Here is a 19,865-nt window from a genome sequence, read left to right on the forward strand (position 1 = left end):
GCAAAGGGGTTGATGCGATGACGATTGTGGGTGTGATCGGCGCGGGCCAGATGGGCTCGGGCATTGCGCAGACGGCTGCCGCTTTTGGCCATGGCGTCTTGCTGGCCGATGTGTCGGTGGAATTGGCGCAAAAGGCCAAGGCGAAGATCGGCAAGGGGCTGGAACGCCTTGTCGCCAAGGAAAAGATCACCGCGCAGGACGCCGCAGACACGCTTTCGCGCATCACGCCGGTGGGCGATTATGCGCCGATGGGCGAGGCCGGTTTCATCATCGAGGCCGCCACCGAGCGCGAAGACATCAAGGCCAAAATCTTTGAAGCGGCTGGTAAGGTGCTGGGCGCGGACGCGATTCTGGCCAGCAACACCTCCTCGATCCCGATCACCCGTATGGCGGCCCAATCGCCCGATCCGGCCCGCTTCATCGGGCTGCATTTCTTCAATCCCGTGCCGGTGATGAAGCTGATCGAAATCATCCCCGGCCTTGCCACCAGCCCCGAAACCATTGCCACCACCCGCGAATTCGCCACCGGATTGGGCAAAACGGTCGTGCTGTCGCAGGATGAACCCGGCTTTATCGTCAACCGCATCCTGATGCCGCTGATCAACGAGGCGGCCTTTACGCTGGGCGCGGGCACGGCCAATGTGGTTGATATCGACACCGGGGCGAAACTGGGGCTGAACCATCCGATGGGGCCGCTCGAACTGGCCGATTTTATCGGGCTGGACACCTGCCTTGAAATCACCCGCATCCTGTTGAACAGCACGGGCGACAGCAAATATCGCCCCGCCCCGCTGCTGGCAAAATATGTCGAGGCCGGATGGCTGGGCCGCAAGACCGGGCGCGGTTTCTATGACTACAGCGGCGAAACGCCCGTCCCCACGCGCTGAATTGCATCGCGGCAAGGGAACCTCTGATGGCCCCGGCGGCTTTACTGTTGGCAACGTCCTTTCGGGCGCAACAGGAGAGACGCCATGGCCAGCACACCGGAAAACCCCGTTCCCAACACGCCCTCGCCCGAGATCCCGCCCGCCATCGAGCCGCAGGTGCCCCAGCCGCCCCAGACCCAGCCCGATTTGCCCGACCTGACCGACGTGCCCCCGCCCGAGACCAACAATGTCTCGCAGGATGATGAGCCCGCGCAGGCGCAGGAATATGGCGAGGCCGCGCTCCATCTTGCCGATGACAAATATGTGCTGGATGACAGCCGGAAGGTGACGAGCGGCGACATGGAGGACGACGTTCAGGATCTGGTCGACCACATGCACGATATGACAGCATCGGGCCGGATCGACATGGATGCCTATCGCGGCGAGCGCAATGATGACGACGAGGAAGGCTCGCTCGGCCCCGCCGCCGCGCGCGAATAGGGCCTATTTGGCCCAGGGCGAGGTTGAATTGCCACTCGCCGATGCTTGCTCCACCGGGGCGGTGGCACTGTCGGCGCGGCCGTCATGCCGCGCCTCGCTGGCCGTGAAATAGGCCGTCACCATCACCCCGGCCGCCCAGAACAAAGCCTTCCAGCGACTGGCAAAAACAGTGGTCAGGCGGGGGCCGAAAGGAAGCATGCGGGAGGTTTACACAGGTTACGGTTAAACCTCCCGCCGCAAAACTGGTTAACCGATCTCGCGCTTTAATTCATAAAGCCAGCCCAAAGCATCGCGCGGCGAAAGCGCATCAATATCCAGCGCGGCCAGCTTTTCGCGCAAGGGATCGCCCTTGGGCTCCTCCTCCACCACATTGGCGAACAGCGGCAGATCGCCAAGCCCAGCAGCAATCCCCCCGGTTTCTGCCCGCCCCTTTTCCAGTTTCGCCAGCACCGATTTGGCGCGGGACACCACCGGCCCCGGAACGCCCGCCAAACGCGCCACGGCCAAACCGAAAGAGCTTTCCGCAGGGCCAGTCGTCACCTCGTGCAGCAGGACCAGATCACCCTTCCATTCTCTCGCGCGGACATGGTGGAGCGTCAAGGCCTCACACGAATCGGCCAACCGCGCCAGTTCATGGTAATGCGTGGCAAACAGGCAGCGGCAGCGATTGACCCCATGCACCGCCTCGGCCACCGCCCATGCCAGAGCAAGGCCGTCATAGGTGCTGGTGCCGCGCCCCACTTCGTCAAGGATGACAAAGCTGCGCGGGGTGGCCTGTTGCAGGATGGCAGCGGTTTCGACCATTTCAACCATGAAGGTCGAGCGCCCCCGCGCCAGATTGTCCGAGGCGCCCACACGGCTGAACAGGCGGTCGACCAAGCCGATCGTGGCGGCGCGTGCGGGCACAAACCCGCCCGCCTGCGCCAACAGGACGATCAGCGCATTCTGACGAAGAAAAGTCGATTTACCGCCCATGTTCGGCCCGCCCAGCAGCCACAATCGGTCGAACTGGCTGAGCGTGCAATCATTGGCGACGAAGCGCTCACCCTGCGCGCCCAAAGCGTTTTCGACGACAGGATGGCGGCCTTCGACAATGGCCAATTCGCATTTTTCGCTGATTACCGGGCGGCACCAATTGCCCTCGGCGGCGCGCTCGGCCTGCCCTGCGGCCACGTCGATGCGGGCAAGGGCGGCGGCGGTTTGGGCGATTTCATTGCGCGCGGCAATCGCGGCGGCGGTCAATTCCTCAAAATGCGCTTCCTCGGCCGCCAAGGCATGGCCGCCCGCCTCGGCAATCCGGCTCGCTTCCTCATGCAGGGCCAGAGCGTTGAAACGCATCGCCCCCGCCATGGTCTGGCGATGGGTAAAACCGCTGTCGGGCGCCATCAACTGGTCGCCGTAACGCACAGGCACTTCGATGAAATAGCCCAGAACGCCATTATATTTGATTTTCAGCGCCGTAATGCCGGTCTGTTCGCGATATTTGGCTTCCAGCTTGGAAATGGCGTCGCGGGCGTCCTTTGACGTGCTGCGCAATTCATCAAGGTCCGCGTCATAGCCCTCGGCGATGAAGCCCCCTTGCGACCGCTCGGTCGGCGGCGCGGGCACCAATGCGCGCATGAACAGATCAATCAGTCGATCATGGCCGACCAGCGCAGGCAGCAAGGCATCCAGCATCGTCGGACGATCCGCCACACGCGCCAGACGCCCCGCCAGCCGCGCCGCGCCCGCCAGACCATCGCGCAATTGCCCCAGGTCACGCGGGGAACCGCGCCCCGCCACCACGCGGCCCAGCGCCCGCCCGGCATCAGGCAGGCTGCGCAACTGCCCGCGCAGATCCTCACGCAGCAGCGCATCGTCATAAAGCCACTGGACCAGTTCGAGCCGTTCCTCAATCGCGGCGCGGTCGAGCAAAGGCGCCGAGAGATCCTCGGCCAGTTGCCGCGCACCCGCGCCCGTGACACAGCGGTCCACCGCCTCGATCAAACTGCCCGCGCGATTGCCGGTGGAGGAACGCAGGATTTCCAGACTGGCCCGCGTTGCCTCGTCCATCGCCATATGCGCCTCGCCGTGGCGGGCGACCGGGGGCAGCAGCAACGGTAATTTACCCCGCCCTACATGGTCGAGATAGGCCAGCAAGCCGCAGGCCGCCGCCAGCATGGGCCGCGTGAATGTGCCGAACCCGTCCAGCGTTGCCACGCCGTGAATGCCGCAAAGACGCTCGGCCCCGCCCTCGCTGGAAAATTCATGGGGTTCACGCGGGATCGAATCGAACGGCGCCTCGCCCCAATTTTCGGGCGCGATGATTTCACTGGCCCCCAGACGGGCCAGAGCCGCACCCATGTTTTCGGGATCGCATTCTTCCAATTCCATCCGCCCGGTCGAAATATCGACCGCCGCCACGCCCACCTTTTCACGCAGCAGACACGCCGCCGCCAGCACATTGGCGCGGCGCGGTTCCAGCAAGGCTTCCTCGGTCAACGTCCCCGCCGTCACGAATCGCACGATGTCGCGCATGACCAGCGCCTTGTATCCGCCGCGCTTTTTGGCCTGTTCGGGGGTTTCGACCTGTTCGGCGATGGCGACGCGGCACCCGGCCTTGATCAGCCGCGCCAGATAGGATTCGGCGGCATGGACCGGCACACCGCACATCGGAATCGGCGCCCCGCCATGTTCGCCCCGGCTGGTCAGCGCAATGTCGAGAATCTGCGCCGCCAATTTCGCATCCTCGAAAAACAGCTCGAAGAAATCGCCCATGCGATAAAACAGCAGGCATCCGTCGGCCTTATCCTTTAGGCCAAGATATTGCGCCATCATCGGCGTCACGGTCTGGGGGGTGTTCTTCTCACTCATGATGATGGGTTAGCCGTAGAATCGTTGCATTGGAATGCATTCAACCCACGCTTTCCCCTATCGCTGTGCGATCACATTGGTTAGGGCAGCCTTGCAAGAAGGAGAAAGTGTCGGTGTCCGAGGAAAGCCCCGAGCAAGCCAACGTCAGGTTTACCGAGCGCGAAGCGCTGTTCTACCACAACACAATCCGCCCCGGCAAAATCGAGATCATCGCATCCAAGCCGATGGCAACCCAGCGAGACCTCAGCCTCGCCTATTCGCCCGGCGTTGCGGTTCCCGTCGAAGCCATCGCCAAGGATCCTGCCGCCGCCTATGATTACACCGCCAAGGGCAACCTGGTTGCGGTGATTTCGAACGGCACGGCCATTCTGGGTCTGGGCAATCTGGGCGCTCTGGCGTCAAAGCCCGTGATGGAGGGCAAGGCGGTCCTCTTCAAGCGCTTTGCCGACGTCGATTCGATCGACATCGAATTGAATTCCGAAGACCCCGAAGCGCTGATCGAAGCCATCGCGCTGATGGAACCCAGCTTTGGCGGGATCAACCTTGAAGACATCAAGGCCCCCGAATGTTTCGTGATCGAACAGGCCCTGCGTGAACGGATGAAGATCCCGGTCATGCATGACGACCAGCACGGGACCGCGATCATTTCGGCCGCCGGCCTGATCAACGCCTGCATGATCACCAACCGCAAGCTGGAAGACATCAAGGTCGTGGTCAATGGCGCGGGCGCGGCGGCGCTGGCCTGTACATCGCTGATCAAATCGATGGGCGTGCGTCACGAAAACGTGATCGTGTGCGACCGCGACGGGCCGATCTATCGCGGCCGCGAAAAGCCGGTAAACCAGTGGCAGAGCGCCCATGCGATCGACACCGATGCGCGCACGCTCGAACAGGCGCTGAAGGGCGCGGACGTGTTTCTTGGCCTGTCGGCGGCGGGCGCTTTGCCGGCTGAATATGTCAAGGAAATGGCACCCGAACCGATCATCTTTGCGATGGCCAACCCGGTGCCCGAAATCACCCCGCCCGAGGCCAAGGCCGCTCGCCCCGACTGCATCATCGCCACCGGCCGTTCGGATTTCCCGAATCAGGTGAACAATGTGCTGGGCTTCCCCTTCATCTTCCGCGGGGCGCTGGACGTGCGCGCCACCGCCATCAACGAAGAGATGAAGATTGCCGCGGCCAATGCCATCGCCGAACTGGCGCGCGAACAGGTGCCCGAAGAAGTCGCGCTGGCCTATGGCAAGAACCATAGCTTTGGCCGCGATTACATCATCCCGGCTCCCTTCGACCCGCGCCTGATGGAAGTGGTGTCGATGGCCGTTGCCAAGGCCGCCATGGACAGCGGCGTGGCCCAGCAGCCGATCGAGGATTTCAACGCCTATCGCAATCAGCTCAAGGGCCGTTTGAACCCGACGACTTCGGTGCTGACCAATGTCTATGAACAGGTCAAGGCCAACCCGAAGCGCGTGATCTTTGCCGAGGCCGAGAATGAAGTGGTGCTGCGCGCCGCAATCCAGTTCAAGGATTTCGGTTATGGCACGCCGGTTCTGGTCGGCCGCACGCAGGCCGTGCGCGAAAAGCTGATTGAACTGGGCGTGGGCAAGCCGGAATCTTTCGAGATCCACAATGCCGCCGACAGCGAACATGTCGAAGCCATGGGCAAGATGCTGTATGAACGTCTGCAGCGTCGCGGCTATCTGGAACGCGATATCAAGCGCATGGTCAATCAGGACCGCAACGGTTTTGCCGCCGCGCTGCTCAAGCTGGGCGTGGGCGATGCGCTGGTGACGGGCGCCACCCGTCCCTTTGGCCAGACGATGCGCGAAGTGCGCCATGTGCTGGATCCGCGTCCGGGCCATCTGCCCTTTGGCATCCACGTCATGGTGGGCAAAAATGCCACGACATTTCTGGCCGACACGACCTGTAACGAACGCCCGACGTCGGAAGAGCTGGCGGTCATCGCCAAGGAAACGGCGGCTGTGGCGCGTCGTCTGGGGCATGAACCGCGCGTGGCGTTCCTGTCCTTCTCGACATTTGGCAACCCGATGGGCAAGTGGGTCGAACCCATTCGCGGGGCGATCTCGATCCTTGATTCAGAGCCGCAGAACTTTGAATATGAAGGTGAAATGACGCCTGACGCGGCGCTGAACCCGGCGGTGATGAAGCATTATCCTTTCAGCCGCCTGACGGCTCCGGCCAATGTGCTGATCTTCCCCGGCCTGCAATCGGCCAATATCGCGGCCAAGCTGCTGCGCGAACTGGGCGGCAACACGGCCATCGGCCCGATCCAGATCGGCATGGAAAAGCCGGTGCAGATCGTGCCCATGACCGCGATTGCCCCTGATGTGCTGACGCTGGCCGTGCTGGCCGCGGCCGGCATCTCGGGCTGATGAAAAAAGGCCGGTAAGCTTGTGGGCTTACCGGCCTTTTCTTTGATTATGTCCGCGCCTCACGCCTTGCGGCGATAGCGGAAATACCAGACCTCGTGGCCGTAAACCGTGCGCGCTTTGTGTTCATAGCGCGTTTGCGGCCAGCCGCCGGGGCGGACCTGAAAATCCTTGGCTTCCTTGGCCAACCACTCGAACTTGTCGGTGTGGCGCTGCATCACCATCAAGGCATGGCGGACATAGATCGCGTGATCGGTGCCGAATCGGAATTCGCCGCCGGGCTTCAGCTTGCGGGCGAACATTTCCACCGGGCCATCATTCATCATGCGACGCTTGGCATGGCGCGCCTTGGGCCATGGGTCGGGATGCAGCAGATAGAGCATCGTGAGCGAACTATCGGGAATGCGCGAGAGCACCTCCAACGCGTCGCCGTGATGGATGCGGACGTTCGGGATCGGGGCATGCGCTCCATTGTCGCCCGACAGATGGGTCAGGGCCTGCGCCACGCCGTTGATGAAGGGTTCGGCGCCGATAAAGCCGTGATCGGGCAGCATGTCGGCGCGAAAGGCCATATGCTCACCCCCGCCAAAGCCGATTTCGAAATGCAGCGGGCGATCTTCGCCAAACAGGCGCTGGGCCGTCACTTCGCCTTCGAGCGGCACGGCGATCTGGGGCAGCAGCGTGTCCACCAGACCTTGCTGTCCGGCGCGCAGGGGCTTACCCTTTGAACGGCCATAGAGCCGGTTGAGCGTGGTGGGATCGCCTTCTTTATGCGCGGTCATATCTGTGCCTTCAAGTTTTCGCCGGGCGCGATGGCAGGCCGTTAAGGCAGGGTCAAGGGCCAGAGGGCCAAGAATGCCCGCGATGTTTGCCCTTGGATGCCTTGCCCTGATCGTTCTGCCGCTCATCGGCTTTATCGGCGGATTGTTTTTCGGCGGCGAAGGAGCAGGGCTTTGGGGCGCGGCCATTGGCCTGATTGCCGCCATAATGATGAGCGGGACCGCTGCCCTCGCCCTGGTCAAGGCCAGCCGAAAACGATGATCCCAATGAAAAGCCCGCCATCCTTGCGGAGGCGGGCTTTCAGGTCGGGCTTCAGGAAATAGGTCCGTCTCAGGCTGCGACTGCATCCTCGTTCGGATCGCGCAGCACATAGCCGCGGCCCCAAACCGTTTCGATGTAATTTTCACCGCCACACGCATGCGCCAGCTTCTTGCGCAGCTTGCAGATGAACACGTCGATGATCTTGAGTTCAGGCTCGTCCATACCGCCATACAGGTGGTTGAGGAACATTTCCTTGGTCAGCGTGGTGCCCTTGCGCAGCGAAAGCAGCTCGAGCATCGCATATTCCTTGCCGGTCAGATGGACGCGCGCGGCATCCACTTCGACCGTCTTGGCGTCAAGGTTGACCGAAAGCTTGCCGGTGCGGATGACCGACTGCGAATGGCCCTTGGAACGGCGGACCACAGCGTGAATGCGGGCGATCAGCTCTTCGCGATGGAAAGGCTTGGTCACGTAATCGTCGGCGCCAAAGCCGAAAGAGCGCACCTTGCTGTCCATTTCGGAAATGCCCGAAAGGATCAGCACCGGGGTCTGCACCTTGGCCACGCGCAGCTTTTTCAGCACGTCATAGCCGTGCATGTCCGGTAGGTTGAGGTCCAGAAGGATGATGTCGTAATCATAGAGCTTGCCGAGATCGAGGCCTTCTTCCCCGAGATCGGTCGAATAGACGTTGAAGCCCTCTGTGGTGAGCATCAACTCAATCGCTCTTGCCGTAGTCGGCTCGTCTTCGATCAACAACACGCGCATATGGGTGAACCCCCTTGCCCCGAAACCCGAAGAAGCATCTCAATCGGATGCATCCGCTATTAACCATAGGAGAAATGAACGCGAAAGGTTAATTTTATGTAAACCCACAGGCAAACCGCCATTTTTTTGGGCAAACTCGTAAATGCCCCTAACGCGGTCCCTGCGAGAATGGGTAAAGAGGGTGTATGCCATAAGGATTGGGTGTCAATCCGCGTATTCCATTAGCCGACAGAGACCAGCGGACGGGCTGACCTATCGGAATAAAAACATTATTATCAATCATTTCTCGCTCCGCCTCGGCGTAAAGCGCGGGCACGAGCGGGGCCTCGACATTCATGGTCTGGGCCACCAGTTGATCGGCGTCGGGGGTGCAAATTTTATGCACGCCGCAATGCAACTGGTTAAAAAACCAATTAGGCGCAGGATAACGGGCAACCTCGTCCAATATGCGCAAATCGGCCGAATCGCCCAAAGAAACCCGGCGTAGGCGTAACCCGATTGCGGCCATATCCTGTGCCAGTCGGGTGAAAATGATGTCGCTGCCGGCGCCTTTGGGCATGGCCAGCGTCAAATCGAGTCCATCGCTGATCAATTCACCCGGCTTGGCCGCGGCTTTGCGCAGCTTGACCCATGCCGCGACCCGATCACGCGCGACATTGCGGCGCTGTTCCATATCCATGTCGGCCCAGCGTTCGGGGACCTGCACCTCGCCAATGCCCGCCGAGATCAGCCGAGTCGTGGTCACCCATCCCGGCACCCCCAGCGCCCCGGCCAGCCCCGCCCGATCAATCGCCATGGCCAGCGCCGAGCGATTCGTCTGAAGCGCAAGAAAGCCGCTGTCACTTTCGACCAGCAGGCCGAACAGGCCGGGTGCAATATCGAACTTGGCCCCGCGTTGGCCCAAAAGGCCGCGCTGAACCGGCGCAAGGTCGGTCAACCGCCCGCCCAGCACCACATCAACCTTGCCCGCCAACAGGTCGGGCACGGCCTGTTGCGCCCCCATGCGCCGAACGGCCAACGGGCGCACGCTCGATGCCCAGCCCTCCGGCATGGGCAGGCCCTGCGCATCGGGCGAAATCGGCGTCAGCCAATCCAGCCCATCGACATGTTTGAGATTCATCGGCCCCGCGCCCTGCCCGCGATGCTGCAGGCCCAGTTCGGGCTGGGCCAGCAATTGCAGGAAATTGGGCATGGGATTGGCCAGCCGGATCTCGATCACCCGCCCGGCCATCGCGCGTATATCCTCGATGACCGTCAGATCCTGCCCCAGCGCCGTCCCCTTTTGCGCGGCAATCGCCCGGCGCAGCGCCAACCTTGCGGTTTCCCCGCTCAACCTTGTGCCATCTTTCCACGTGCTGTCGCGCAGGCGGAAGATATAGCCACGCCCCTCGTCCGCCACGATCCAGCGTTCGGCCAGACCGGGCACAACCTTGCCCTCCTCATCCAGGCTGACCAGCCCTTCGCTGGTGGCGGCGCGCAGCCAGATGTCAAAGGAAGCCGGACTGTCACCCGATTCGCCCAGCACCACAACCCGCAGCGGTTGCTGCTCGCTTGAGCCATGGCAGGCCCCGACCAGCAGGGCGGCCATCAGTATGGAGATGCGATTTTTGCGCAGCATGATTGCGACAAGCCTAGAGCAATTTGCCGCGCAGGGAAACGCCCGCCAGATGTTGTTTTAGCAAGCGTTTGGAAAATTTCAGATCTTGCGCAACTGGCCCGGCTCGACCTGTGTCACCGCGGCCAGAGGGCGCATCGGGACGAAATCGGTGTTAGCGGGCGATTGCGCGGCGCGAACGCTCTTGGCGTCAATATCCTCGTGAAAGGCGACGCCAAAACGGCTTTCCTGAACCCAAGCCACCACGCCCGAAACCCAGCCGACATTGCGCAATTCGACCTCAACCGGGGTTCCGGCCACCACGCGCATGTCGCCTTCGGCCATCAGACCGCCGCTCGACAGATTGCGGATTTTGACGCGGCGCACCGGATCGCGGCCGTCCACGCGCAAACCTGCCAACATAAACAGGCTGTCGCGGTTGATCTGGCGTTGCTCGTTACCGGCCATCGTTGGCTCACTTCCCATTACTGAGGCGCCTGCTTAGGTAAACAGGCCTATGAAACCAGCCACCCTATGCCAAGGGAAGGGCTGGAAATTCACAGAAAAGTGTTAACGCGCAATGGCAAAGAAAGCGTAAACGACGCCCGGTAAGTTACGTAATCGGGATCAATCGTCGCGCGAAACGCGTTCACGACGTTCGTGGGCTTCCTGCGCCTCAACCGTCATGGTCGCGATCGGGCGGGCGATCAAACGGCCAAGGCCGATCGGCTCCCCGGTCACTTCGCAATAGCCATATTCGCCTTCCTCGATCCGGCGAAGCGCCGAGTCGATCTTGGAGATCAATTTGCGCTGACGATCGCGGGTGCGCAGTTCGATGCCCCAATCCGTTTCCGACGACGCACGATCGTTCAGATCAGGCTCGCGCAGCGGGCCTTCCTGCAACTGGCTGAGCGTATCGGCCGCCGCGCTCAGGATCAGCTTTTTCCACTGCTGCAACAGACGGCGGAAGTAGTCCAACTGCTCGGCATTCATGTATTCTTCGGCATCGGACGGGACATAATCACCGGCCAGCGATCGCCTCGCCTTGACGAGGACATCGATTTCGTCCGCCAGACCACTTGCCATTATAACCCTCCGAATTCCATCCGCGGGACTGGTAATCGTCCCATTCTATGGCTTGGCCTATAGTTTGGCCCATAAGGCTCCACAAGCGACAAAGCCAAAATCGAACAGGTTAAACCACCGCTAAATTGCGAATAGGGCGGGGCTAAAACGTTTGAAGGTGACACCGTCATGACACGCGGCAAAATTCTGCCGATGGTTTACGACTTGTTAGTCATCTTCCGACAGCTTCATCCTCATGAACAGGACATGGGGAACTTCGACATGGGATACAACCGGCCACAATCACAAGACCTCCTCTTAGGCGCATCGACGCCGGCGACAGAGAGCGCGATTTCGGGCCTCATCGCCAATTGCCTGCTGGCCGCCAGCCAGGGCTGCATCGATGCCTATTTCGATCTGGGCGTCGCCTTTTCCACCGGCAGCCATGGCGCTGTCTGTGATCTGATCGAGGCGCATAAATGGTTCAATCTGGCCGCAGTTGGTGGCCATGAAGAAGCCCAGCATTGCCGCGCCGAAGTCTCCGATGAAATGACCGTCCGCGACATTGCCGAGGCCCAACGCCGCGCCCGCGCATGGATTTTGGCCACCAAAGCGCCCATGGACCGCCACGCGGCCTGAAACGCCCTGATCCAAACGGGGTCTTATCCGCCCCGCTTGAACGGGGTACGCGTTTCCAGAAAATTCTGATCGGCGGCAATGCCTTCGCGCTCTCGGCGCAGGAAATCGGCCACCGCGTTGCGAAAGCCCGCATGGGCAATGTAATGCGCCGATGTCGTGCGTACCGGGGCATATCCACGCGCCAGCTTATGCCCACCTTGCGCCCCGGCCTCGACTCGGTTCAGGCCCATGGCGATGGCGGCATCGATTGCCTGATAATAGCACAGCTCGAAATGCAGGAAGGGCTTGTCCACGGTCGCCCCCCAATAGCGGCCATAAAGGCAATCGCCCCCGATGAAATTGAGCGCCCCGGCCACAGGACGATCATCGATAAAGGCCATGACCAGCAGGATCCGGTCCGCCATCCTTTCGCCCAACAGATCAAATGCCGCCCGCGTCAGATAGGGATTGCCCCATTTGCGGCTGCCCGTGTCCTGATAGAATCGCCAAAACGCGTCCCAATGTTCGGGACGAATCGAGTCGCTTGTCAGTTGGCGAATCACCACGCCATCCTGCGCCGCGCGCCGCTCCTTGCGCAAATTCTTACGTTTGTCCGAGGACAGCGCGCCCAGAAAATCGTCAAACCCGCTATATCCGGCATTGGCCCAGTGGAACTGGATATCGTGCCGGATCAACCAGCCCGCTTTTTCAAAGGCGGCCACCTGCTCCGACTCGATGAAAGTGGCATGGGCGCTGGACAGGCCCGCATCGCGGCACATGGTTTCGGCGGTGCGAATCAGCGCCGGCATCAGATCTTCGTGGCGGGTCAGCAGACGCGGGCCGGTCGCCGGGGTAAAGGGCACCGCGATTTGCAATTTGGGATAATAATCGCCCCCCGCCCTCTCCCACGCATCGGCCCAGCTATGGTCAAAGACATACTCGCCCTGGCTATGCGTCTTGACATAGGCGGGCAAGGCCGCGGCCAGCCGACCGGCGGGATCATGGATCGTGATGGGCGCGGGTTGCCACCCGGTGCCATCGCCCACGCTATGCGAATCCTCCAACGCCGATAGAAAAGCGTGCGAGACAAAGGGGTTGGCCCCATCGGTCAACGCATCCCAATCCGCCGCGGACAGCTGGGCGACGCCGGGCTGCACATGGGCGGTATATTGGGCTTCGCTCACGCCAGACCATCTCCTTCGGCAATCAGGGCATCGGCATGGGCGATCGCCACATCCCGCTGAACCGCACGGCGCACGGTCCATGTGGCGATGGGCCAGTTTTCGCGCCATTGCGCAACTGTCTGATTGGGCAAGGCGCGAATGTCTACGGCCAAAAACTCTGTTTCTGCGGCCAGAAGAGTGCGCCGCGTCAACCACTTGGCGCGCCAGCCGGTCATGTCGCGCGCGTCCAGCACCATGCCGCGCGGCACGTCGGGCGCATGGGCGGCAAACCATCGCGGCGCGCGCGAATCGAAACTCATGATCGCCACCGGCCCGGCATAATCGGCCAGCGCATGCGCCACACCTTCGCAAAGCGGCGCGGGATCCTCACGCTTGTCCAGCTTGATCTCGATCAGCAGCGGCACCTGCCCCCGCACCAGATCGAGCAATTGCGCAAGCGTTGGAATGACATCGCGCGTGCCCGCAATCGGCAGGCGCGAGAGAACCTCCATGCCATGGGCCTTCACCGGCCCTGTGGCATGGGTCAATCGGTCCAGCGTATCGTCGTGAAAGACCACCACCGTACCATCGCCCGCCAGCCGGACATCGCATTCGATGCCATATCCGGCCGCAATCGCACAGGCGAAGGCGGAAAGCGTATTTTCCACCCAATGTGCATCAGAGCGGGCCATGTCGTGCAGCCCACGATGGGCAATCACGGCGCCGCGCAACCACGCGAGCCTGTCTTCGGCCCGCTCTGAATCACGCATGCCTCAGGCCTTTACCGCCACGATAGCATCAACCTCCACCGCCGCGCCCAGCGGCAGGACCGGCACGCCGACCGCGCTGCGGGCATGCTTGCCGGCGTCGCCAAAGACCGCAACCATCAGCTCGCTGACGCCATTGGCGACCTTGGGCTGGTCGGTGAAATCGCCGGTCGAATTGATGAAAGCGCCCAGTTTTACAATGCGCTCAACGCGGTCGAGGCTGCCGAGAGCGGCCTTCAATTGGGCCAGCAGCATCAGGCCGCAAGCCTTCGCCGCTTCATAGCCTTCTTCGGTGCTGACGTTTTCGCCAAGGCGGCCCTTGACCAGCGCGCCGTCGATAAAGGGCAACTGGCCCGAAACATGGGCAAGGCCGCCCGCCTCGACCACCGGCACATAGGCGGCAACGGGAGCCGCCGCCGCGGGCAGGGTCAGGCCCAGTTCGGCCAGACGGGCTTCAACAGAATCAGTCATTGGTATCTCCATGCAGTCGGGCCTTCAGCCAGGGCAATGCATTGGCCCAATCATCGATACGGGCATGGGCATGGCCCTGGACAAAGGCGCATTGAATATGGGGGGCCAGCAAAGGTTCGCCACAAAGATGCAGGCGGGACACATCGGGCGTCACCTCAAAAGCGGAACCGTGATGCTGGGCAATGTCGTCGATGAAAACCGCGCGGCTGGGGCGATATTCATTCAGGATGGCGCGAATCGCGGGGCCTTTGGGGCCTTGATTGGTGAACACGCGAATGTTCAAACCGTGATCGGCCAATTGCCGCGTGCGGGCCTCTTGTCGGTGGTCCTCCAGATTGGTCAGGATCACCACATCGGCATCGCGGGACAATTCGGTCATCCCCTCGATCGCGCCGGAAATTGGCGATTGGCGATGCATTTCGGTGTCGAAGAAGGCGCCCAGCAGACGCCACATCTCCGGCCCCGGCACCGCCGATCCATCGGCGCAATGCATCGAGCGCGAGAAATCATTGCCGTTCATGGTGAAGGTGACACCCTGCGTCTGGGCCAGCCAGTCGCGGAACGGGGCGATCATGTGCAACAGCACTTCATCGCAATCGGAAATGACCAGCGGGCGCGCCATTATGCCCCCCAATCCGCATCGCCCATCGGCGCGGCCAGCGCGGCATGGGCCTTTTCCAGCGCCTTTGGCGCCACGCCCAGCGCATCAGCGCAGGCGAGAAGATCCGGTTCGTGGCTCAAGACAAACTCCAATATCGCGGCCAGCACGTCGCGCTCGCCAATTCTTTCGCGCAATTCCTCCGGGCTGACCCCGGTCAGCGCCAGCAGCCGGTCGGCATGATCGTCATCCGACAGGATCCACCCCAAAGCGGCCAGAGCCAGACCTTCGGGTTCGCCATCATCCTTTTTCGCCATGCGCAGAATTGTCAGCCTCTTCGATAGGTCCTAGAGCCAGTGGCCGGAACGCAAACGACCACCCCATTACGATCACAGGCAGGCGCATGGCAAAGCGAATTATGGTTGTCGAGGACAATGACCTCAATCGCAAGCTGTTCTGCGATGTTTTGAAGAGCCAGGGCTTTACCGTCGAGCCGGTGGGCGACGGGTTGGAGGCGCTGGACAAGGCGCGCAACTTTGTCCCCAATCTGATGATCATGGACATTCAATTGCCCAATATCTCCGGGCTGGAATTGATCGAGGGGGCCAAGGCCGATCCGGTGCTGCGCTCGATCCCGGTTCTGGCCGTGACCGCCTATGCCGGAAAGGGCGACGAGGAACGCATCCGCGAAGCGGGCGCCGATGGCTATCTGGCCAAGCCTGTGTCGATTGGCCCCTTTATGGCGGCGGTGAAACGGTTGCTGGATAACACGCCCGCTTGACATTTGCCCCACACCGCCCCTTTTGCGCCGCAATTGTCGGCCAGAGGGCCTTCACCGCATTTGCATAAGGAATTCTGCATGGACCGCGCCGCCACCAGCGAAAAGATCGCCGCGCTGATCGAGCCTTTCAACAAGAAGGGCATCGCCATTTCCGACGAAACCAGCTTTGCCGGTGATCTGGAATTCGACAGCCTGACGGTGATGGATTTCGTGGCCGCCATCGAGGACGAATTCGACATCATCATCTCGATGAACCAGCAGGCCGAAATCGAAACCTATGGCCAGCTTGTCGATGCGGTCGTGAAGTTGCAGGGTTGATCACCATGACGGATCTTTTTTCCAAATTCGATCCCCTGATCCAGATGCGGACGGATCTTCTGTCCACGGGCGTGACCGATCCGTTCGGACTGGTGATGGAAAAGGTGATTTCGCCCACGGTTGCCATGTGCAACGGGCGCGAGACGATCCTGCTGGGCACCTATAACTATATGGGCATGACGTTTGACCCGGACGTAATTGCCGCGGGCAAGCAGGCGCTGGACGATTTCGGTTCGGGCACCACGGGCAGCCGCGTGCTGAACGGCACCTATGCCGGGCACAAGGCGGTCGAACAGGCGCTTTGCGATTTCTACGGCATGGATCATGCCATGGTGTTCTCGACCGGCTATCAGGCCAATCTGGGCATCATTTCCACGATCGCGGGCAAGGGTGATTACATCATCCTCGACATCGACAGCCATGCGTCCATCTGGGACGGGTGCAAGATGGGCGATGCCGAAGTCGTGCCTTTCAAGCACAATGACATCGAGGCGATGGAAAAGCGCCTGAAGCGCGTGCCCGAAGGCGCGGGCATTCTGGTCGTGCTCGAAGGCGTCTATTCGATGCTGGGCGATATTGCCCCGCTCAAGGAAATGATCGCCATCGCCAAGAAGTACGGCGCGATGGTGCTGGTGGACGAGGCGCACTCGATGGGCTTTATCGGCCCCAACGGACGCGGCGTGGCCGAGGAGCAGGGCGTGCTGGATCAGGTCGATTTCGTGATCGGCACCTTCAGCAAGTCGGTCGGCACGGTCGGCGGCTTCTGCGTTTCGAACCATCCCAAGTTCGAGATCATGCGTCTGGTCTGCCGTCCCTATGTGTTCACGGCTTCGCTGCCGCCCTCGGTTGTGGCCACCGCCGCGACGTCGGTGCGCAAGCTGATGCATGCCGCCGACAAGCGCGCCCACCTGTGGGAAAATTCGCGCGTGCTGCATGGCGGCCTGCGCGAGCGTGGGTTCAAGCTGGGCACCGAAACGCCCCAGTCGGCGATCATCTCGGTCATCATGCCCGATCTGGAACGCGGCGCGGCCATGTGGGAGGCGCTGCTGCACGAAGGTCTTTATGTAAACCTGGCGCGCCCCCCGGCAACGCCCGCCGGCATGACGCTGCTGCGCTGCTCGCTGTGCGCGGCGCATACGGCAGAGCAGGTCCAGACGATTATCGGCATGTTTGAGCGGGCCGGTAAGAAGGCTGGGATTATTTAAGGGATTATAGGTGCGAGGGACTCGTCCCTCGCGCTCCCGTTACTGTCTGCGTTGCGCCTTGGGTTCGGCGTTTTGTGTCGAACGCGGCGTTGAAATGATAAAGCCTGCGGCGCCGTTGGATGCCCGCAGGCTTTAATTTTATGAACATGACGCAGCGTCGCAATCGATACACCACCCCATTATCGGGATTGCAAAGGGATAAATCCCTTTGCCCGCCGGAGGCATAAGCCCCTTACTTCACCTGCGTCAAAGTTTCCATCGTCACCCCGGTGCATTCATCAACCTTGCCACCCTTGTGCCCGCCCAGCATCGCGGCAGCGACAAATCCGGCCACCACCAGCACGACGAACCCGGCGACGGCCATGCCAAGGTACTTGTCGATCCACGCCTTGATCGGCGCGCCGAACAGGCGGAACAGCACGCCCACGATCATGAAGCTGATCGAGCGCGAGATCACGCTGGCCAACAGGAACTTGGCGATGGGCATACCGATAAAGCCCGCCGTGATGGTGATCAGCTTGAACGGGATCGGCGTTGCGCCCTTGGCGATGATGGCGATAAAGCCCGCCTCGCCGCGCAATTTGCAGGCGGCATAGGGGAAGCTGGCCGTCAGATGCAGCGCATCGAGCAGCTTTTCCCCCACCATGGCAAAAGCGAAATGCCCGATGGCATAGCCCAGCACACCACCCGCCACAGAAGCCAATGTGGTTATAATGGCATAGCGAATGGCCCGTTCTGGCCGCGCCAGGCACATCAGCCCCAGCACCGGATGCGGCGGAATCGGGAAAAAGCTGGCCTCGACAAAGGCAAACAGCGCCAGCCAATATTCGGCAAATGGCCCGGCGGCCTTACCCATCGTCCAGTTATACAGGCGGCGCAGCATCGTAATTCCCCTAAAGTTCGACCACATGCTTAGCCAGCGCAGACCATATGGGCAAGCACGGATCATTTAACCCATATGGCACTTTATCATTGACATCGTCACGCTCAATCGGTACATATAGGGAACATCGCGAAAGACCGAGTCGCTCCGGCAGCGCCCACCTTCTAGCAATGGATCAAAGATATGGCGGACAGTCCCAAGTCCCGTCGTCAGGATGAGCTGACGGCGCCTCCGCGGCGTGGCCATGCCGATTGGAGTGCAACCTTTCTGGCCGAATTGGCCGCCACATCGAATGTCACGGCCTCGGCGGCCAAGGCGGGGGTGTCGACCCGCGTGGTTTACGACACCCGCCGCCATGACGCCGAATTTGCCCGCGCATGGCGCGCCTCGCTTTGCGAAGGATATGACGCGCTGGAAATGGCGCTGCTCTATCGCCTGCGCGTGGGCGAGTTGAAGCCCGCCACCGGCGCCAAACGCGCCACGCGCAGCTTTGACAATGCCACCGCGCTGCGCCTGCTGACCGCGCACCGCGAAACGGTCGCCCGCGAACGCGCCATTCGTGAGGAAGAGGATGCTGACGCGATCCTCGCCTCGATCAACATGAAGCTGGAAAAAATGCGCGAGCGCTGGCTCGCCGCCAAAGAAGCCAATGAGGAGGCGCCCGATGCCCAATAGCAGGATGCTGGAGTGCCTTCTGGAACAGCCCCTGGCACAAAGGCAGACTGCACTGGCGATCCTGACCCCGGCGGAACGGGCGGAATTGCGCCACCACTGGGAATTATGGGCGCGGCCCGAACAATTGCCGCCCGCTGATGACTGGCGCATCTGGCTGGTGATGGCGGGGCGCGGGTTTGGCAAGACGCGGCTGGGTTCTGAATGGATCCGCCGGGTGGCCGCCGACAATCCCGATGCGCGCATCGCTCTGGTCGGCGCGTCCCTTGGCGAAGCGCGGGCGGTGATGGTCGAGGGGGAAAGCGGCATTCTGGCCTGCTGTCCCCCACGCCGTCGCCCGCGGTTCGAACCTTCGCTGCGTCGGCTGATCTGGCCCAACGGGGCGCAGGCGACACTTTATTCGGCGGGGGAGCCCGAAAGCCTGCGCGGGCCGCAACACAGCCACGCGTGGTGCGACGAAATCGCCAAATGGGACAATGCGGCCCAGCGGTCGGAAAATGCCTGGAACAACTTGTTGCTCGGCCTGCGCCTTGGCGAAAATCCCCAAGCGCTGGCCACCACCACGCCGCGGGCGGTGCCCTTGTTGATGCAATTGCTGGGGCAAGACGATGTTTCGATCACGCGTGGACGGACACAGGACAATCTCTCGAACCTGCCCGCGCGGTTTTTGAAGGATATGCGCCGCAGCTTTGGCCGATCGGCTTTGGCGCGGCAGGAATTGGATGGCGAATTGCTGACCGATATCGAGGGCGCGCTGTGGACGCGCGCCATGTTCGAACGGTTGCGCGAACCTGTCCCTTCTGCCGCGCCGATGCGAACGGTGATCGGGGTCGATCCGCCTGCCTCGGCGGTGGGGGACGCATGCGGGATCATTGTCGCGCAATTGGGCGATGATGGTGTGGCCCGCATTCTGGCCGATGCCACGGTCATGCGTGCCAGCCCCGAAAAATGGGCGCGCGCCGTGGCCGAGGCGGCCGCCAAATGGCGCGCCGACCGCGTTGTGGCCGAGGCCAACCAGGGCGGCGCCATGGTGGAAAGCGTGCTGCGCGCGGCCAATGTCGCCCTGCCCATCCGGCTGGTTCACGCCAGCGTGGGCAAGGCGGCGCGGGCCGAGCCTGTGGCCGCGCTCTATGAAACGGGGCGGGTGCGCCATGTCGGCGCGTTCCCCGCGCTGGAGGACCAATTGTGCGGTCTGGTGGCGGGCGGTTCCTATCAGGGGCCGGGCCGGTCGCCCGACCGCGCCGATGCCGCCGTCTGGGCGCTGACGGAACTGATGCTTTCCACCCGCGCCCCGCCGCGTGTGCTCGATCTGTGACC

23 protein-coding genes are annotated in these 19,865 nt (G+C 61.9%); 10 read left to right on the top strand and 13 right to left on the bottom strand.

All coding sequences use genetic code 11. The annotated features are described in order from the left end of the window. Positions 1 to 17: 17 nt before the first annotated feature. On the top strand, positions 18 to 887 hold the full coding sequence (locus AC2S2E_RS00885; RefSeq protein ID WP_486523400.1) for a 3-hydroxyacyl-CoA dehydrogenase NAD-binding domain-containing protein: 870 nt from the start codon (positions 18 to 20) through the stop codon (positions 885 to 887). 84 nt (positions 888 to 971) lie between these two features. Then, on the top strand, positions 972 to 1,367 hold the full coding sequence (locus AC2S2E_RS00890) for a hypothetical protein (RefSeq protein ID WP_486523401.1): 396 nt from the start codon (positions 972 to 974) through the stop codon (positions 1,365 to 1,367). Positions 1,368 to 1,370: 3 nt separating this feature from the next. Here the strand turns inward: AC2S2E_RS00890 and AC2S2E_RS00895 are convergent, their stop codons facing one another. Together AC2S2E_RS00895 and mutS are read right to left on the bottom strand one after the other, a co-directional pair. After that, entirely contained in the window at positions 1,371 to 1,565 is a 195-nt protein-coding gene (locus AC2S2E_RS00895) for a hypothetical protein (RefSeq protein ID WP_486523402.1), read from the bottom strand. A gap of 48 nt (positions 1,566 to 1,613) precedes the next feature. Continuing rightward, the gene (mutS, locus tag AC2S2E_RS00900; RefSeq protein ID WP_486523403.1) at positions 1,614 to 4,220 is read right to left on the bottom strand and encodes a DNA mismatch repair protein MutS; all 2,607 of its coding nucleotides are present in this window, start codon (positions 4,218 to 4,220) and stop codon (positions 1,614 to 1,616) included. Between the two features lie 113 nt (positions 4,221 to 4,333). On the opposite strand from mutS, the gene AC2S2E_RS00905 reads away from it, so the two are divergent. After that, a complete protein-coding gene (locus AC2S2E_RS00905) occupies positions 4,334 to 6,610 on the top strand; it encodes an NADP-dependent malic enzyme (RefSeq protein WP_486523404.1) in 2,277 nt (758 codons plus the stop codon). A gap of 59 nt (positions 6,611 to 6,669) precedes the next feature. On the opposite strand, the gene trmB is transcribed toward AC2S2E_RS00905, so the two are convergent. Continuing rightward, complete coding sequence (trmB, locus tag AC2S2E_RS00910) at positions 6,670 to 7,389, bottom strand: tRNA (guanine(46)-N(7))-methyltransferase TrmB (protein WP_486523406.1); 720 nt, start codon at positions 7,387 to 7,389, stop codon at positions 6,670 to 6,672. 82 nt (positions 7,390 to 7,471) lie between these two features. Here trmB and AC2S2E_RS00915 point away from each other — a divergent pair, with 82 nt between their 5' ends. Continuing rightward, on the top strand, positions 7,472 to 7,648 hold the full coding sequence (locus AC2S2E_RS00915) for a hypothetical protein (RefSeq protein ID WP_486523407.1): 177 nt from the start codon (positions 7,472 to 7,474) through the stop codon (positions 7,646 to 7,648). A 69-nt stretch (positions 7,649 to 7,717) separates the two neighbouring features. Here AC2S2E_RS00915 and ctrA read toward each other — a convergent pair whose 3' ends face one another. The 4 genes from ctrA to dksA form a co-directional block, all read right to left on the bottom strand. Continuing rightward, on the bottom strand, positions 7,718 to 8,413 hold the full coding sequence (gene ctrA / locus AC2S2E_RS00920; RefSeq protein ID WP_476104275.1) for a response regulator transcription factor CtrA: 696 nt from the start codon (positions 8,411 to 8,413) through the stop codon (positions 7,718 to 7,720). 148 nt (positions 8,414 to 8,561) lie between these two features. Then, positions 8,562 to 10,031, bottom strand: a complete 1,470-nt coding sequence (locus tag AC2S2E_RS00925; protein ID WP_476104276.1) for an ABC transporter substrate-binding protein — start codon at positions 10,029 to 10,031, stop codon at positions 8,562 to 8,564. 78 nt (positions 10,032 to 10,109) lie between these two features. Continuing rightward, a complete protein-coding gene (locus tag AC2S2E_RS00930; protein WP_476104277.1) occupies positions 10,110 to 10,493 on the bottom strand; it encodes a PilZ domain-containing protein in 384 nt (127 codons plus the stop codon). Between the two features lie 141 nt (positions 10,494 to 10,634). After that, a complete protein-coding gene (gene dksA, locus AC2S2E_RS00935; RefSeq protein ID WP_486523408.1) occupies positions 10,635 to 11,093 on the bottom strand; it encodes an RNA polymerase-binding protein DksA in 459 nt (152 codons plus the stop codon). 261 nt (positions 11,094 to 11,354) lie between these two features. Here dksA and AC2S2E_RS00940 point away from each other — a divergent pair, with 261 nt between their 5' ends. Beyond that, the gene (locus AC2S2E_RS00940) at positions 11,355 to 11,711 is read left to right on the top strand and encodes an SEL1-like repeat protein (protein WP_476104279.1); all 357 of its coding nucleotides are present in this window, start codon (positions 11,355 to 11,357) and stop codon (positions 11,709 to 11,711) included. 23 nt (positions 11,712 to 11,734) lie between these two features. Here AC2S2E_RS00940 and AC2S2E_RS00945 read toward each other — a convergent pair whose 3' ends face one another. Genes AC2S2E_RS00945 through AC2S2E_RS00965 form a run of 5 tightly spaced genes read right to left on the bottom strand, consistent with a single transcriptional unit; the run spans position 11,735 to position 15,006 of the window. Next, on the bottom strand, positions 11,735 to 12,874 hold the full coding sequence (locus tag AC2S2E_RS00945; protein WP_486523410.1) for a GNAT family N-acetyltransferase: 1,140 nt from the start codon (positions 12,872 to 12,874) through the stop codon (positions 11,735 to 11,737). Continuing rightward, the gene (locus tag AC2S2E_RS00950) at positions 12,871 to 13,623 is read right to left on the bottom strand and encodes a glycerophosphodiester phosphodiesterase family protein (protein ID WP_486523411.1); all 753 of its coding nucleotides are present in this window, start codon (positions 13,621 to 13,623) and stop codon (positions 12,871 to 12,873) included. Before AC2S2E_RS00950 ends, AC2S2E_RS00945 begins: the two co-directional genes overlap by 4 nt. Before the next feature lie 3 nt (positions 13,624 to 13,626). Beyond that, positions 13,627 to 14,091: a RidA family protein gene (locus AC2S2E_RS00955; RefSeq protein WP_476104282.1), complete on the bottom strand. Its 465-nt coding sequence runs from the start codon at positions 14,089 to 14,091 to the stop codon at positions 13,627 to 13,629. Further along, positions 14,084 to 14,713, bottom strand: a complete 630-nt coding sequence (locus tag AC2S2E_RS00960) for an HAD family hydrolase (RefSeq protein ID WP_486523412.1) — start codon at positions 14,711 to 14,713, stop codon at positions 14,084 to 14,086. Before AC2S2E_RS00960 ends, AC2S2E_RS00955 begins: the two co-directional genes overlap by 8 nt. Then, entirely contained in the window at positions 14,713 to 15,006 is a 294-nt protein-coding gene (locus AC2S2E_RS00965; RefSeq protein WP_486523413.1) for a DUF3572 domain-containing protein, read from the bottom strand. The genes AC2S2E_RS00960 and AC2S2E_RS00965 overlap by 1 nt, the downstream gene beginning before the upstream one ends. A gap of 86 nt (positions 15,007 to 15,092) precedes the next feature. Here AC2S2E_RS00965 and AC2S2E_RS00970 point away from each other — a divergent pair, with 86 nt between their 5' ends. From AC2S2E_RS00970 to spt, 3 genes are all read left to right on the top strand, one after another. Beyond that, the gene (locus tag AC2S2E_RS00970) at positions 15,093 to 15,470 is read left to right on the top strand and encodes a response regulator (protein WP_486523414.1); all 378 of its coding nucleotides are present in this window, start codon (positions 15,093 to 15,095) and stop codon (positions 15,468 to 15,470) included. A 78-nt stretch (positions 15,471 to 15,548) separates the two neighbouring features. Beyond that, entirely contained in the window at positions 15,549 to 15,788 is a 240-nt protein-coding gene (locus AC2S2E_RS00975; RefSeq protein ID WP_476104286.1) for an acyl carrier protein, read from the top strand. Positions 15,789 to 15,793: 5 nt separating this feature from the next. Further along, entirely contained in the window at positions 15,794 to 16,993 is a 1,200-nt protein-coding gene (spt, locus tag AC2S2E_RS00980) for a serine palmitoyltransferase (protein ID WP_486523415.1), read from the top strand. A gap of 232 nt (positions 16,994 to 17,225) precedes the next feature. On the opposite strand, the gene AC2S2E_RS00985 is transcribed toward spt, so the two are convergent. Then, entirely contained in the window at positions 17,226 to 17,876 is a 651-nt protein-coding gene (locus tag AC2S2E_RS00985) for a YqaA family protein (RefSeq protein WP_476104288.1), read from the bottom strand. A gap of 183 nt (positions 17,877 to 18,059) precedes the next feature. Here AC2S2E_RS00985 and AC2S2E_RS00990 point away from each other — a divergent pair, with 183 nt between their 5' ends. Both AC2S2E_RS00990 and AC2S2E_RS00995 read left to right on the top strand, forming a co-directional pair. Continuing rightward, positions 18,060 to 18,551 (top strand): hypothetical protein, encoded by a 492-nt coding sequence (locus tag AC2S2E_RS00990; RefSeq protein ID WP_486523416.1) that lies wholly within the window; start codon positions 18,060 to 18,062, stop codon positions 18,549 to 18,551. Beyond that, positions 18,541 to 19,863, top strand: coding sequence for a DNA-packaging protein (locus AC2S2E_RS00995; protein WP_486523417.1), 1,323 nt, complete (start codon positions 18,541 to 18,543; stop codon positions 19,861 to 19,863). Before AC2S2E_RS00990 ends, AC2S2E_RS00995 begins: the two co-directional genes overlap by 11 nt. Positions 19,864 to 19,865 lie beyond the last annotated feature (2 nt).

The organism is Novosphingobium sp. 550D, assembly GCF_057401885.1.

Excerpts from the sequence above, each read along its gene's own strand:
- AC2S2E_RS00885 (WP_486523400.1), top strand. The coding sequence starts at position 18 with ATGACGATTGTGGGTGTGATCGGCGCGGGCCAGATGGGCTCGGGCATT.
- AC2S2E_RS00890 (WP_486523401.1), top strand. The coding sequence starts at position 972 with ATGGCCAGCACACCGGAAAACCCCGTTCCCAACACGCCCTCGCCCGAG.
- AC2S2E_RS00895 (WP_486523402.1), bottom strand. The coding sequence starts at position 1,565 with ATGCTTCCTTTCGGCCCCCGCCTGACCACTGTTTTTGCCAGTCGCTGG.
- mutS (WP_486523403.1), bottom strand. The coding sequence starts at position 4,220 with ATGAGTGAGAAGAACACCCCCCAGACCGTGACGCCGATGATGGCGCAA.
- trmB (WP_486523406.1), bottom strand. The coding sequence starts at position 7,389 with ATGACCGCGCATAAAGAAGGCGATCCCACCACGCTCAACCGGCTCTAT.
- AC2S2E_RS00915 (WP_486523407.1), top strand. The coding sequence starts at position 7,472 with ATGTTTGCCCTTGGATGCCTTGCCCTGATCGTTCTGCCGCTCATCGGC.
- ctrA (WP_476104275.1), bottom strand. The coding sequence starts at position 8,413 with ATGCGCGTGTTGTTGATCGAAGACGAGCCGACTACGGCAAGAGCGATT.
- AC2S2E_RS00925 (WP_476104276.1), bottom strand. The coding sequence starts at position 10,031 with ATGCTGCGCAAAAATCGCATCTCCATACTGATGGCCGCCCTGCTGGTC.
- AC2S2E_RS00930 (WP_476104277.1), bottom strand. The coding sequence starts at position 10,493 with ATGGGAAGTGAGCCAACGATGGCCGGTAACGAGCAACGCCAGATCAAC.
- dksA (WP_486523408.1), bottom strand. The coding sequence starts at position 11,093 with ATGGCAAGTGGTCTGGCGGACGAAATCGATGTCCTCGTCAAGGCGAGG.
- AC2S2E_RS00940 (WP_476104279.1), top strand. The coding sequence starts at position 11,355 with ATGGGATACAACCGGCCACAATCACAAGACCTCCTCTTAGGCGCATCG.
- AC2S2E_RS00950 (WP_486523411.1), bottom strand. The coding sequence starts at position 13,623 with ATGCGTGATTCAGAGCGGGCCGAAGACAGGCTCGCGTGGTTGCGCGGC.
- AC2S2E_RS00955 (WP_476104282.1), bottom strand. The coding sequence starts at position 14,091 with ATGACTGATTCTGTTGAAGCCCGTCTGGCCGAACTGGGCCTGACCCTG.
- AC2S2E_RS00960 (WP_486523412.1), bottom strand. The coding sequence starts at position 14,713 with ATGGCGCGCCCGCTGGTCATTTCCGATTGCGATGAAGTGCTGTTGCAC.
- AC2S2E_RS00965 (WP_486523413.1), bottom strand. The coding sequence starts at position 15,006 with ATGGCGAAAAAGGATGATGGCGAACCCGAAGGTCTGGCTCTGGCCGCT.
- AC2S2E_RS00970 (WP_486523414.1), top strand. The coding sequence starts at position 15,093 with ATGGCAAAGCGAATTATGGTTGTCGAGGACAATGACCTCAATCGCAAG.
- AC2S2E_RS00975 (WP_476104286.1), top strand. The coding sequence starts at position 15,549 with ATGGACCGCGCCGCCACCAGCGAAAAGATCGCCGCGCTGATCGAGCCT.
- spt (WP_486523415.1), top strand. The coding sequence starts at position 15,794 with ATGACGGATCTTTTTTCCAAATTCGATCCCCTGATCCAGATGCGGACG.
- AC2S2E_RS00985 (WP_476104288.1), bottom strand. The coding sequence starts at position 17,876 with ATGCTGCGCCGCCTGTATAACTGGACGATGGGTAAGGCCGCCGGGCCA.
- AC2S2E_RS00990 (WP_486523416.1), top strand. The coding sequence starts at position 18,060 with ATGGCGGACAGTCCCAAGTCCCGTCGTCAGGATGAGCTGACGGCGCCT.
- AC2S2E_RS00995 (WP_486523417.1), top strand. The coding sequence starts at position 18,541 with ATGCCCAATAGCAGGATGCTGGAGTGCCTTCTGGAACAGCCCCTGGCA.